Source organism: Paracoccus amoyensis, assembly GCF_014490725.1.
Taxonomy (GTDB): Bacteria; Pseudomonadota; Alphaproteobacteria; order Rhodobacterales; family Rhodobacteraceae; genus Paracoccus; species Paracoccus amoyensis.
On record NZ_JACOQL010000002.1, the window covers coordinates 105,955 to 119,383 of the forward strand.

Consider the following 13,429-nt stretch of genomic DNA (forward strand, 5'->3'; position numbering starts at 1 on the left):
TTGATCCGAGAAACCCTCACGGGGCCGTATCAAATCCAAAGGCAATATAGTCACGCTGATAGGCGGCCTGTGCCGCCTGTTGCAGCTTTGGATCCGACAAAAGGTCCGGCCATGTGACGTGCATAGGGATATCGGAAACGGGGGCGTCGTTCCCCACTGAACGCATCAGATAGGCCAAATCATCGGTTAAACGATCCTCGCGCATCAGCAGATCAGGCGACAGGAACCGCGCAAAGCCCGCGATAACCTCGGACTGGCTGGCCCAGTTCGGATGCGTCGGCAGGGTCGTTTGCGCGTTCAGATTGCGGCGCAGGAAACTCAGAAAGTCCTTGAACAGGGCGGCAGCTTGATCGTCCGACAAATGCGGTAATTCCGGATCGGCGGGCAACGCCACCCGATGTATATCCCGCATCAACTGTCGCAAATCGCGCGAAGCCCGCGTCAGCAAATGCTGAAAGGCATCCCAGGCCCGCAACAGGGGATGGCGCAGCACCGTAAAGCTGCGATGCCCCGGATGGCCGCGCTTCCATTGGCGCAGACTGGATTGGGTGAAATTGCCTTGCGACGGGCTAAGCTGGGTCAGCCAATGTCGGATTGTCGCGGTCGGACCGCCGTTGATTGGCATGAAGATCAACCCGCGTCCGGCATCGCTGCCGATAAAGCCGGGGACGGCCGGCCCTCGGCGTGGCTCAAAACTTGGCAGGTGATACAGCAGGAAGGGGTCCAATTGGTGCAGGTCAGCCTGCATGTCATCAAAATTGCGCACCTTTTGCGCCATGTCCCGGGGGTTCTGGGGCACCTGATCGGTCGCAGGCAGAACGCTTTCCAAATCCGTTCGTCCCAGCCAATGCATCAAGCCGGTCAGCACGTCGGCATCGCGTAAATCCTGATAGCTGATCGCAAAATAGGACTGCCCGGTAACTTGCAATCGATGAACCACCCGCTGTTGAAACGCCTGCGTTGCCGACAGATTGTCGCGAAACTCGGCAGCGTCATAGGTGATCTGCATCTGGATCGGCGTTTCCGTCTCATTCAGCTTCCACTGATTTGTCTCCCAGGCCAGCCGCGTCGACACGTAACTTTCCAACGGATTGCGCGTCAGAATGACCTTGGCACAGCCGCGATCCTCCATGATCGCATCAAAGACGCGCGGGTCATGGTCATGGAAATACCTGAATCCGGCCAGATGGTCGGGTTTATTGGTAATCTTTTGCAGAAGTGGCAGGGGATCTGCCTCACGCTCTTGCTGCGAGATCCCGATAAGGGCGTCGGTATTCGGCCAACCCATCATGTAGGGATTGAACGCCTCACCGAAACAGGTGACGCGCTTGATCTGGTTCAACGTCGCCTCTAACAGGTTCGAACCTGTGCGCATCTCGGCGAAGATGACGAAGCTACGAAATTGTTGCGTCATTCGGCAGCGGTCCTTTCGGCCAGGAAATCCTCGGCCGGGGGCAGCTTATCCCCTGTCAGTCGCGGCTGCAGCCCGGAATTGCGCAACTGGCGCAACATCCTGGCCAGCCCGGACAGGCTTCGCATTTCGGGCATGTCGATCACGGGGCGTGCCTGCGGATCGATGGGACGCAGAAAGTCGTTCAGGATCGAGCGTGGACTGACAAGAAAATCGCCCAGATCATACATGTCGACCCGCGCCTTGACCCAGACAGAGTTCAGGATGGCAAGCTGCTCCAGCTCGGTCCGCTGCAACAGCGCAAAAACGCGTCGGATATCATCAAACGGCATTTCCGAATGCAGCAGCGGCAATGCCCAGGCCCCTGTCACCACCAGCATCCGTGCATTGGGATCTGTCGCCATGAACCAGCTCAGCGCCTGATTGTCGCGGGGGCTGAACTGAAACATCTGGGTCCGGTTCGTGATACGGATCAGCGCGGCCAGAAAACCCTTGGGATCACGGTCCCGGGCCAGGATATTGGTTGGCAGCGCCCCCGGTCCGATGACAGGTCGGCCTTTAAACTCTACCATTTCCGGACCAAGAATATGACCGTGAACATCCGCCTGAACATGGCGGGACAGCCATGTCTCGAACCCCGGGTAAAGATCGCTTAGCCCTTGAAACAGCACATATGGTTCAGACGTCTTGCCATTTTCGGCGTCCTTTTTGGGAAAACGGCTTTGCATATACAGACCCGGCCGGCCAAGGGTTCTGCGGCGAACGACGTCATTGATCAGCGTATCGAAGCGGCTGCGTTGCGGCAGGCTTACATCGGGATAATCGCCAACCGGACGGGGAAAATGCGCAAGCAGCTTTGCCGCACCGGGCCAGACCTTGCGCGCGACAAAGCAATATGTGCTGGCAAGTGCTGCAATGTGATCGTCATAAAGTTGATAGGGGCGACCTGCATGGTCAAACTTGGCCAGAGTCAATGACCGGCTTTCGATCTTGGGGGAATGGCGGCGGACCAGGGTCTGAAAATAGCTTTCGTCAGGAATCCAGCTTAGTCGGAAATATCGATCGAATTCCTTTCGACGGGGGTCATTCAAAATCGCGCGCAGCGTCGTGGCGGTCAGGCACCACCACTGAGATCCCAAATGCGGCCAGATCCCTTTGGGAATCCGCCGGCTGATCTTGTAACGCCGCTGGAAATTGGTGAACCGATCAAACAACCGCCTTCGCTTGCGCCAGTCAAAGGGGAAATACAGGGTAAACCTTTCCTCATTCAGGCCGCCAACAGTCCATCCGACATCATGGGCCGTCACGCTTTCAATGTGATCGCAACGCGGATCAAGTGCCAGATAGGCACAAAGGTCCGCAATCGGACGCAACGGCAGGCAAGAGCCAGAGCACAGATAGACATGCGTGATATCGGGGAATTGCGCCAACAGGGCACCGGCCGCATCCTGTGTTGCTTTCACAAGGCTGAAGCGGCCCCAGGAACATCGTGTCCGCGGCGTATAGATGATATCATCCACGTCCTGCAAAGCAGTCTTGAAGCTGCGGACCGATTTATCCGTGACCTTGGCATCAATATGAACGGCGACCCTTGCGCCCCCTTTGGCCCAGATCTGTGCCATATGGGCAGCCGTATCCAGATCGCTATGACATAACAGGATCACCCCAAGTCGGACCTGCCGGTTCATGCCCAGTTGCCCCGCGAGATCAGGCCAAGTTCCTCTAACTGCCGCCAATCCCGGTATTCGCGCGACTCCTCGCACCATAGCTGCGTGCCGGATTGCAGGCCTGCGTGATAGGCGTGATATTCCTGACTGTTGGAATAGTGCTGTTTTCGATCCAGCTCCTCGGCGGATTTTGTGGCGAATGTCGACAGGAATTTGGCATGCAGCAGACAGCCCGAGAAAGTCTCTCCTCCATCCTCGTCATAAACCTGGTTCAAGCCTTTCGGCAGCAACATATGCGTGGAACTGACATAGACAAAACGTCGGTTCCATTTCACCAGGGGGATCTTGTTCAGCGCCGGGCCTGACAAGGGATTATCGGCAAAGAAGGTGCGGGTTCGCGGACCGCCCTGTATCCACAGATTCTGGTAAAACCTGTTTTTCTGAATCGTGTAATTGGCCGGATCGAACCAGCGCGCGATGTCAAAGGGGTTCTGTCCCTCGCGATAGATCTGACCATCGACAGCCCCTTTCGGATACATATCCAGCAACATGCCGGAAACCGACCGACTGCCGGTCGCCTGCATCCAGCTGGTCAACGCATGCAGCGGCCGCGTATCCCAATGCGGATAGATCAGAAATTCATCCGGATCGACGGTTAGGCACCAGTGCGTGTGACCAAAGCGGAACAGAAGCCAATTGATCCAATCCATGCCAAAGCGCGATTTCTTGTAGCTGGCATTCGTATACCACAGAGAGACATCCTCCTGAGATGCCAGATAGCTGTTGCTGCCATCATCACTGTCATTATCGACGATCAGGAAATGATCGACGCCAAGATTGCGATAATATTTCAGAAAATACGGCAGCCGGACCCGTTCATTGCGTAATGTGACAAATGCAAGGATGTCGCGCTTGCCAATCATATGGGTGCGGTCGATCACGGGCCGCAATTGCTTGCGGCGCCGGATAGCGCGCGCAAGCAGCAATTGTCGCAAAGCCCTGCGACGAATTTGGACGGGCCAACGGATCCGCTTCAGGCCAAGCATCTTGGATTCGCTTCAGTGCAGGCGGTTGAAATTCGTATCATCCTCTAAAGAAATGCAGGTTGTCAGCGGTTTTGCAATTCGGTTTTTGCTGCGGCCCAATCTGCCCCTCCCATCAAGCCTAAATTGACCAACTGCTGCCACCCCTCATACCGATGCGACTGTTGATGCCACAGGATCGGCGCCAGTGTCAGTTCCTCATGGTAAGCACGATAAGTTTCGGGGTCGTTAAAATGCTGCCTCCGCGAAAGCTCTTCGATCGAGCGGCTGATGATCCGGGGCAGAAATTTGGCGTGTAATAGCACACCCGACAATCGCGGGTCGCCCGGTCCGTCATAGACATCATTCATGTCTGGCGGCAGCATCGAATGGGTCGAATTCACATAGGCATACCGCCAGTTCCAGCGGATCAGCGGCAATTTGTTGAGGGTTGGCGCACGTTCAGGATTGTCATGGAAAAACACGCGCTGACGCACACCGCCCTGGACCCAACGGTTGCGCTTGGGTGGCACGATCTGACTGTGATAGGGGCCAGGGTCGAACCATTTCAGGCGCTCGGTGATCGGGGCGTCACTGGCGGCTTCGGCGGTGTCCAGCGGACCCTTGGGATAAAGATCCAGCATCAGCGCCCCAATTCCCGGAATGCCCCGGCCGTCCAGATAGCTGGTCAGCTCGCGTAGGCCGCGTGCATTCCAATCGGGGTAGATCAGAAATTCATCCGCATCGACGGTGACACACCAATGGTCATGACCGTGCCGCATCAGCAGCGCGGTCAGCCAATCCATGCCAAAGCGGGTGTCGCGATAATTGCCGGGCGCGGACCAGGCCGAAACGTCCGGCTGATCGCACAGGAACCGGGGCGATCCATCGTCACTGCCATTATCGACAATCAGAAAATGATCGACACCCAACCTGCGATAATGGTCCAGAAAGGCGGGTAAAAGCGCCCCCTCATTCCGGATCACCGCAAAGCACAATATTGCATCGGGCGCTATCGCCCCTGTCCTGTCAGCCAATGCGACCAGATCGCGTCCGGCGCGAAGACCGCGCCACAGAAATTCCCGACGCTTCCAGCGCAACCGATAGCTTAGCCACAGCTGCCCGGTTTTGGTCTTACGCCAGTCGCGCGACCGGCTCACGCTTGGTAATGGCCATTCTGATGCCAACGCCATGCATCGCGGATCATCTGTTTCATGGTCGAGCGATCCGGCGTCCAGCCCAATTCGGCCTTGGCGCGCGTGCTGCCGCAAACCAGCTTGACCGCATCGCCACCCCGACGCGGGCCATCCTGCATCGGCACATCGCGATTGGTGACATGACGTGTTGCATCGACCACTTCCCGAACCGAGAAACCGTCGCCCGTGCCAAGGCAAAAGACCCGGCTGCCCCTCTCCGCCCGCAGCCATTCCAGCCCCTTCACATGGGCATCGACCAGATCCATCACATGGACATAGTCGCGGATACAGGTGCCATCCGGCGTCGGGTAATCGGTGCCATGGATCGTCAACGCGGCACGTTTACCATCCACCGCATCAAGGATCAGCGGGATCAGATGGGTTTCGGGACGGTGATATTCGCCAACCTCGGCATCCGGATCGGCACCCGCCACGTTGAAATAGCGAAAGATCACACTGTTCAGCCCATGCGAGGCGCGGAAATCGGTCAGCATATCCTCGATCGCGCGCTTGCTGGCACCATAGGCGTTCAGTGGCGCTTGCGGGGTATCTTCGTCCAGCACGTCGCCGTCGCGGTCCCCATAGGTTGCGCAGGTCGAACTGAACACGAAATTCAGGCAATCCGCATCAATCGCGGCCTCAATCAGATTCAGCGACCCGCTGACATTGTTGCGCCAGTATTTGCCGGGTTCGGCCATCGCCTCACCCACCTGACTTAGCGCAGCAAAATGCAGAACCGCCACTGGCCGATGTTCTGCAAATGCAGCATCCAGCGCCGCGCGGTCCAACAGATCAGCCTGCACCAGCGGGCCGAATTTGACCGCATCGCGCCAACCCGTGGAAAGATTGTCCAGCGTGACCGGTATATATCCGGCAGCCGCCAACGCCTTGCAAGCATGCGAGCCGATATAGCCCGCACCCCCGGTTACCAGAACTTTTTCAGACATTGATTATTCCGCAGATTATTCCGCAGCGCGGCGCATCGACATCAGGTCATGCAGATATTCGCCGAATTCCTGCGCCAGTTCGGGGCGGTCCAGACCAAATGCCACGGTTGCCTGCAAGAAGCCTGCCTTTGACCCGCAGTCAAAACGCTGGCCACGGAAGCGCAAACCGAAAACATCGCGACCGGCTGCAATATCGTCCGCGATTGCATCGGTCAGCTGGATTTCACCACCCGAGCCGGCCCGCAATTTATTCAGGTTCTGCATCACGGTCGGCGCAAGGATATAGCGGCCGATCACTGCAAGGTTTGACGGCGCGGTTCCCGGTGCGGGTTTTTCGACCATCCCCTTGACCTTGACCACCGCGCCCATATCCTCGGACACGTCCAGCACACCGTAAGCGGACGCCTTTTCCGGCGCGACTTCCATGGTCGCAACCATGCTGCCCCCGGTTTCGGCATGGGCTTCGATCATCTGCTGCAAGCAGGGCGGCTCGCCCATGATGACGTCGTCGGTCAGAATGACGGCAAAAGGCTCATCATCAGCAACCAGACGGCGCCCGCACCAGACCGCGTGACCAAGGCCAAGCGCCTTGTGTTGACGGATATAGGCAATGGCGCCCGATTCCATATTGGTGCCACGCAGCGTTTCCAAAAGCTCGTTCTTGCCAGCTTTCTTAAGGCTGGATTCCAGCTCATGTGCGTGGTCGAAATAATCCTCGAGCGCGCCCTTGCCACGCGAGGTCACAAAGATAAATTCGGTAATCCCGGCGGCACGCGCTTCGTCGATCGCATACTGGATTAGCGGACGGTCAACCAGCGTCATGATTTCTTTAGGAATGCTTTTGGTCGCAGGCAAAAAGCGCGTCCCCAAGCCCGCCACCGGAAAAATGGCTTTTGTTACCGTGCGACTCATTTCGTAGACACCTTCATATTCAACCTCATGGCCTCAGCACCTGTCTGCGGCAGACCGGAGATAACGCCTAAACTATAAATTAGCTTCACTCTACCGCGAATAAATTACATCGGTCGGCGGGTTCGCGCCAACCCTAACCGAACCGTCATCGCAAAAACCTGAACAAAAATGTGCATATCAGCAAAATTTGCCGAATGCTCAGTCCAGACTCATCTGTTGCATCATCGCCTCTAGCCGGGGAACGTCTTCGGGATTGTTCAATTCCCAAAACTGTCGCCCACGCGATTCGACCTCGACGCACAGGATTTGGCGGCCACGCTCCAGGAACCGTAGCTGTTCAAGCCCTTCCAACTTTTCCAGAATTCCTTCATCCCAGGTAGGATAGGCCGCCAGGGCTTCCGGCCGATAGGCATAGACACCAACATGGTGGAACACCGGGCTGGGCTCGTCATCCGCGAATTCGCCCGCAGCATAGGGGATCACTTCTTTCGAGAAATACAGCCCCTGCTTGTCATGGCCGAAAACTGCCGTCGTGCCACCGACGCGACCCGCTCGGCGGTCCGCAATCAGGTCGGCACGCATCCGCCCCGAGGCGCGCAGAACCGGGGTCGCAACCTCGGCCTTGGGCGCATTGCGCAGACCCGCCACCAGATCTTCGACAAACCATGCCGGAGTCAGGGGGGCATCGCCTTGCAGGTTCACGACGATCTCTGGGGTGAGGCCCAGATTGGCAACCGTTTCGGCGCAGCGCTCGGTGCCATTGCGGCAATTGGGGCTGGTCATCACGACCTCGGCCCCGAAGCCTTCGGCATGTTCGCGAATCCGGTCGTCATCGGTCGCGACCACGACCCGATCAACGCCCTTGACCGCCATTGCGGCATCCCAACTGCGCCGGATCAGGCTGCGCGCCTGACCCGATGCGCCGCGCAGTTCAACCAATGGCTTGCCCGGATAGCGGGTCGAGGCAAAGCGTGCCGGAATGGCAATCAGAACTGACATCTTATTCTTTCACCAGCAGGACACCGGGGGCAAAGGCAATGAAGAACGGGTTTTCAAAGCCCGGTTTGCCATAGGCCAATGGCGTGTGATCATCAAAACGAATAACCAGTCCGCCAGCACCACGCAGCACCGCGTCGCCTGCTGCCGTGTCCCATTCCATCGTGCGGCCAAGGCGCGGATACAGATCCGCCTCGCCCGTCGCGACCAGACAGAATTTCAGCGAGGAACCGGCGCTGGTCATGTCGCGAACGCCATATCGGGCAATATAATTGTCCGTCGCAGCATCGCGATGCGATTTCGATGCGACCACCATCAGCCCCCGGTTATCCGGCACGGGATTGACACCAATCGGGCTGGTTTCGCCGGGTTGGTCACCAAATGGCCCCTTTTCTTCGACCGAGCGGCCATCGGCGGTGGTGTAGAACAGACGGCCCTTGGCCGGGGCGTAAACGACCCCGCGCAGCGGGACGCCATCTTCGACATAAGCGATATTGACCGTGAAATCGCCGCGGCGCTGGACGAATTCCTTGGTGCCATCCAGCGGATCGACAATCAGAAATGTCTTGGCGGCCATCGCATGCGTAGACGATTGTTCTTCTGTCACCAGCGCAACATCGGGAAAGGCCTGCCGCAGGCCAGCAGAGATCAGCGCATCCGCCGCCTCGTCAGCCGCCGTCACCGGCGAGTCGTCCGATTTGGCGCGAACATCAAAGTCATCGGCGCCGTAAATTTCCATGATCTTCTCACCGGCCTGCAGCGCCAGACGGCGCATCTCGGTGGTCAATCGATCAAATTCCATTCAATTTTCCCTTCACGGCAAGCAACAAGCCGGGTCAGCGCGATTGTCGCGCGGGCTGGACTCTTTTATGCTAGGCCAAAGCGGCAACGGCAAGAACCCGGTCGCAGCAACCCGCACGGAGCGTGGCATTTGTTCGTTCAACGCCGAAATCAGAATTTTGTTCAGGCGGCTGGAACAACACTGGCGCTGATCTACCACCAAACGGTCTATAATCTGCGAACCGAACACCGGAACGCGATTGTCGGTCTGCTGCTGACGATCCTGCAATCTGCGATCTTCCTGATGGCATTCCTGCTGATCTATTTCATCATGGGCATCCGAAACTCGCCCATCCGCGGCGATTTCATGATGTATATGATGAGCGGGATTTTCCTGTTCATGGTCCATGTCCAGACAGCCGGCGCGGTATCGGGGAGCCATTCGATCACCGGCGCATTGAACAAACACCAGCCGCTCAGCCCCGCCATCCTGATCGCCTCATCGGCGTTGGCGGTTCTGTATCGCCAGACGATCAGTTGCGTTGCCATTTTGTGGCTGTATCACGTTCTGGTCGCGCCGGTGACGGTGGAAAACTGGCCCGGCGTGCTGGCCATGTATCTGCTGGCCTGGTTTTCGGGCCTGTGCATGGGGCTGGTCTTTCTGGGCATCCGTCCCTGGAGCCCGCGCGGGTCAAAGATCCTGACCACGGTCTTTCAGCGGATCAACATGTTCGGTTCGGGCAAGATGTTCGTCGCGAACCTGATCCCCAATGCCTTCATCATGTGGTTTCTGTGGAACCCGCTATTTCATGTCATCGACCAGACGCGAGGTTTCGTCTTTATCAATTACAGCCCGCACAAGACCGATCCCTATTACGCCATCTGGTTTTCGCTGGCGACGATGATGGTCGGGCTGCTGATCAACTTCACAACGCGGAAATACGAATCGATCAGCTGGACCGCAGGCGAATAGATTTCGTCGCAAAACCTTTTCATTCGGGTCAAAATTGCAGCCCTCGGGCGCTTGCGACCCCGGAAACCATCCCTATATAAATCCACGAAGGATCGGGGCATGTCCCGAACAATTCAATCAGGATATGGACTTGGCCTCGGGGGCCATAACGGACCCGAAGCCCTGCAAAATCGCCACAAGAAGGGTTAATCTATGTCAAAAGTCATCGGAATCGACCTTGGCACCACCAACAGCTGTATTGCGCTGATGGATGGCAGCCAGCCGAAAGTTATCGAAAACAGCGAAGGCGCGCGCACCACGCCATCCATTGTCGCCTTCACCGAGAATGAGCGTCTGGTCGGCCAACCCGCCAAGCGTCAGGCCGTCACCAACCCCACCAACACCATTTTTGCCGTCAAGCGCCTGATCGGCCGCCGCCTGACCGACCCCGAGGTCGAGAAGGATCGCAAGCTGGTCCCCTATGCCATTGTCGATGGTGGCAATGGCGATGCATGGGTTGAAGCGCGGAGCGAGAAATATTCCCCTGCACAGATCAGCGCGATGATCCTTCAGAAAATGAAGGAAACCGCCGAAAGCTATCTGGGCGAAGACGTGACGCAGGCCGTCATTACGGTTCCCGCATATTTCAACGACGCACAGCGTCAGGCCACCAAAGATGCCGGCAAGATCGCTGGTCTGGAAGTGCTGCGCATCATCAACGAACCGACTGCAGCCGCGCTGGCTTATGGTCTGGACAAGAAGGAAAACAAAACCATCGCGGTCTATGACCTTGGTGGCGGGACCTTCGACATCACCATTCTGGAAATCGACGACGGCCTGTTCGAAGTGAAATCGACCAACGGCGACACCTTCCTGGGCGGTGAAGACTTCGACATGCGCATCGTGAACTACCTCGCCGAGGAGTTCAAGAAAGAGCACGGCATCGATCTGACCAAGGACAAGATGGCCCTGCAGCGTCTGAAAGAAGCCGCAGAAAAAGCCAAGATCGAGCTGTCCAGCGCGACCCAGACCGAAATCAACATGCCTTTCATCAGCATGGACAAAAACAGCGGCGCACCGCTGCACATGGTGATCAAGCTGACCCGCGCCAAGCTGGACAGCCTGGTTGGCGATCTGGTCAAGCGCACCATGAAGCCCTGTCAGGATGCCCTGAAAGATGCTGGCGTCTCGAAAGACGAAATCGACGAGGTGATCCTGGTCGGTGGTCAGACCCGCATGCCGCTGGTCATGGAGGAAGTGACCAAGTTCTTTGGCAAAGAGCCGCATAAAGGCGTGAACCCTGATGAAGTCGTGGCGCTTGGCGCTGCTGTTCAGGGCGGTGTTCTGCAAGGCGACGTGAAAGACGTTGTTCTGCTGGACGTGACCCCGCTGTCGCTGGGCATCGAAACGCTGGGCGGCGTGTTCACCCGCCTGATCGACCGCAACACGACGATCCCGACCAAGAAGTCGCAGATCTTCTCGACTGCGGAAGACAACCAGAACGCTGTGACCATCCGGGTCTTCCAGGGTGAACGCGAAATGGCCGCCGACAACAAGATGTTGGGCCAGTTTAACCTTGAAGATATCCCGCCCGCGCCTCGCGGATTGCCGCAGATCGAGGTGACGTTCGACATCGACGCCAACGGTATCGTCTCGGTCAGTGCCAAGGACAAAGGCACCGGCAAAGAGCAGAACATCACCATTCAGGCTTCGGGCGGTCTGACCGACGAAGACATCGATCGGATGGTGAAGGATGCCGAGGCCAATGCCGATTCCGACAAGGCTCGCCGTGAAGTCATCGAAGCCAAGAACCAGGCCGAAAGCCTGATCCATTCGACCAAGAAATCGCTGGACGAGCATGGCGACAAGGTTGACGGATCGACGGTCGAAGCCATCGAATTGGCAATCGGCGCGCTGGAAGAGTCGCTGAAATCCGAAGATGCGGGCAAGATCCGTTCGGGCATTCAGAATGTCATGGATGCGTCCATGAAGCTGGGTGAAGCGATTTACAAATCGCAGCAGGAAGGATCGGCCAGCAATGACGATGATTCCGATGGCGGCCCGCGTGACGTGGATGACGACATTGTAGACGCCGACTTCGAAGATCTCGGCGACGACAAAAAGCGCGGCTAATCAGAGCCGCACCCCTGTGGCCGGCTCGCGTTAAACTGCGGGTCGGCCATTAATTTGGGGAATTTGAATAGGTACGATGATGGCAAAGCGTTGTTATTACGAAGTTCTGGGGATCACTCGCGGAGCTTCTTCGGACGAGATCAAAAAGGGCTATCGCCAAAAGGCGAAAGAGCTGCACCCCGACCGCAACAAAAACGATACGAGTTGCGAATCGCGCTTCAAGGAAGTCAACGAAGCTTATGACTGCCTGAAGGATGATCAGAAGAAGGCTGCGTATGACCGCTTTGGTCACGCCGCATTTGACGGCGGCATGGGCGGTTTCGGCGGCGGTCGCGGCGCACATCCCGGTGATTTCGGTTCAACCTTTGCAGATGTCTTCGAAGATCTGTTCGGGGATATGATGGGGCGTCGTGGCGCGGGTGGCGGTGGGCGTTCCCGTGCCCAACGCGGCCAGGATCTGCGCTATAATCTGCGTGTTTCGCTGGAAGAAGCTTATACCGGCCAGCAAAAAGCCATCAAGGTTCCCGGATCGACCGCCTGTGATGAATGTCAGGGCACCGGTGCCGAGGGCGCCGCACAGCCATCGAACTGCCCGACCTGTGCGGGCATGGGCAAGGTTCGCGCCCAGCAGGGTTTCTTTACCGTTGAACGCACCTGCCCGACCTGCGGCGGACAAGGTCAGATCGTCAAGAATCCGTGCAAATCCTGTGACGGTGCTGGTCGTATCGAACGGGAACGCACCCTGTCGGTCAACATCCCCGCCGGCGTTGAAACCGGCACCCGCATCCGTCTGGCTGGCGAAGGCGAAGCCGGGATGCGCGGCGGACCGGCTGGTGATTTGTATATCTTCGTCGACGTGGCAGAGCATGAAATTTTCCTGCGCGACGGCAAGACGCTGGCCTGTCAGGTGCCGGTCGGCATGGCCTCGGCCGCCTTGGGCGGTGAGGTCGAGGTTCCGACGATTGATGGCGGCCGCGCCCGTGTAAAGGTCCCGGCGGGTAGCCAGTCAGGTCGCCAGATGCGTTTGCGCGGCAAAGGCATGCCCCCGCTGCGTCACGGCCCCGGGGCGGGCGCCGATTATGGCGACATGCTGATTGAACTGATGGTCGAAACGCCGGTGAACCTGACGGCACGACAAAAGGAACTGTTGCAGGAATTTGCAGCCGAAAAAGCCGATAACAGCCCGCAATCGACCAGTTTCTTCAAGAAAGTCAAATCCTTCTGGGATGATATGACAAGCTGATTGATTGGGGCCAGATAAATCTGGCCCCAATCTTCTTACCTGTCTAGACGAGAGCATTCTTGGCATTTTGGCTTGCCGCCGGTGCCCTCTCGCCGGTTTTCACGCTCAATGTTGTTTCCCGTATTGCAGTCGGTATTGTCGTGATGAACGGACTGCTTGGTCGAATGCCA

12 protein-coding genes are annotated in these 13,429 nt (G+C 57.5%); 4 read left to right on the top strand and 8 right to left on the bottom strand.

The window, feature by feature from the left end; translation table 11 throughout:
* Positions 1-16: 16 nt before the first annotated feature.
* From H4P12_RS05395 to H4P12_RS05405, 3 genes are read right to left on the bottom strand one after another with little or no spacing between them, the layout of a single operon-like run.
* Positions 17-1,414, bottom strand: coding sequence for a hypothetical protein (locus tag H4P12_RS05395; protein ID WP_187792598.1), 1,398 nt, complete (start codon positions 1,412-1,414; stop codon positions 17-19).
* The gene (locus H4P12_RS05400; RefSeq protein ID WP_187792599.1) at positions 1,411-3,099 is read right to left on the bottom strand and encodes a DUF5927 domain-containing protein; all 1,689 of its coding nucleotides are present in this window, start codon (positions 3,097-3,099) and stop codon (positions 1,411-1,413) included. The genes H4P12_RS05395 and H4P12_RS05400 overlap by 4 nt, the downstream gene beginning before the upstream one ends.
* The gene (locus tag H4P12_RS05405; protein ID WP_343069770.1) at positions 3,096-4,019 is read right to left on the bottom strand and encodes a glycosyltransferase family 2 protein; all 924 of its coding nucleotides are present in this window, start codon (positions 4,017-4,019) and stop codon (positions 3,096-3,098) included. The genes H4P12_RS05400 and H4P12_RS05405 overlap by 4 nt, the downstream gene beginning before the upstream one ends.
* On the opposite strand from H4P12_RS05405, the gene H4P12_RS18705 reads away from it, so the two are divergent.
* Positions 4,002-4,172 (top strand): hypothetical protein, encoded by a 171-nt coding sequence (locus H4P12_RS18705; RefSeq protein WP_246449200.1) that lies wholly within the window; start codon positions 4,002-4,004, stop codon positions 4,170-4,172. The two genes, H4P12_RS05405 and H4P12_RS18705, sit on opposite strands and share 18 nt — an antisense overlap.
* A gap of 14 nt (positions 4,173-4,186) precedes the next feature.
* Here the strand turns inward: H4P12_RS18705 and H4P12_RS05410 are convergent, their stop codons facing one another.
* The 5 genes from H4P12_RS05410 to cysQ all read right to left on the bottom strand — a co-directional run bounded on the left by H4P12_RS05410 (position 4,187) and on the right by cysQ (position 8,953).
* Positions 4,187-5,260: a glycosyltransferase family 2 protein gene (locus H4P12_RS05410; RefSeq protein WP_343069771.1), complete on the bottom strand. Its 1,074-nt coding sequence runs from the start codon at positions 5,258-5,260 to the stop codon at positions 4,187-4,189.
* On the bottom strand, positions 5,257-6,243 hold the full coding sequence (gene galE / locus H4P12_RS05415; protein WP_187792602.1) for a UDP-glucose 4-epimerase GalE: 987 nt from the start codon (positions 6,241-6,243) through the stop codon (positions 5,257-5,259). The genes H4P12_RS05410 and galE overlap by 4 nt, the downstream gene beginning before the upstream one ends.
* A gap of 15 nt (positions 6,244-6,258) precedes the next feature.
* A complete protein-coding gene (locus tag H4P12_RS05420; protein WP_187792603.1) occupies positions 6,259-7,155 on the bottom strand; it encodes a UTP--glucose-1-phosphate uridylyltransferase in 897 nt (298 codons plus the stop codon).
* A gap of 198 nt (positions 7,156-7,353) precedes the next feature.
* The gene (locus H4P12_RS05425) at positions 7,354-8,154 is read right to left on the bottom strand and encodes a 3-deoxy-manno-octulosonate cytidylyltransferase family protein (RefSeq protein WP_187792604.1); all 801 of its coding nucleotides are present in this window, start codon (positions 8,152-8,154) and stop codon (positions 7,354-7,356) included.
* Between the two features lies 1 nt (position 8,155).
* Positions 8,156-8,953: a 3'(2'),5'-bisphosphate nucleotidase CysQ gene (gene cysQ, locus H4P12_RS05430; protein WP_187792605.1), complete on the bottom strand. Its 798-nt coding sequence runs from the start codon at positions 8,951-8,953 to the stop codon at positions 8,156-8,158.
* A 129-nt stretch (positions 8,954-9,082) separates the two neighbouring features.
* Between cysQ and H4P12_RS05435 the strand changes: the two genes are divergently transcribed.
* From H4P12_RS05435 to dnaJ, 3 genes are all read left to right on the top strand, one after another.
* A complete protein-coding gene (locus tag H4P12_RS05435) occupies positions 9,083-9,904 on the top strand; it encodes an ABC transporter permease (RefSeq protein WP_187792606.1) in 822 nt (273 codons plus the stop codon).
* A gap of 192 nt (positions 9,905-10,096) precedes the next feature.
* Positions 10,097-12,016 (top strand): molecular chaperone DnaK, encoded by a 1,920-nt coding sequence (dnaK, locus tag H4P12_RS05440; RefSeq protein WP_187792607.1) that lies wholly within the window; start codon positions 10,097-10,099, stop codon positions 12,014-12,016.
* Positions 12,017-12,095: 79 nt separating this feature from the next.
* A complete protein-coding gene (dnaJ, locus tag H4P12_RS05445; protein WP_187792608.1) occupies positions 12,096-13,259 on the top strand; it encodes a molecular chaperone DnaJ in 1,164 nt (387 codons plus the stop codon).
* Positions 13,260-13,429 lie beyond the last annotated feature (170 nt).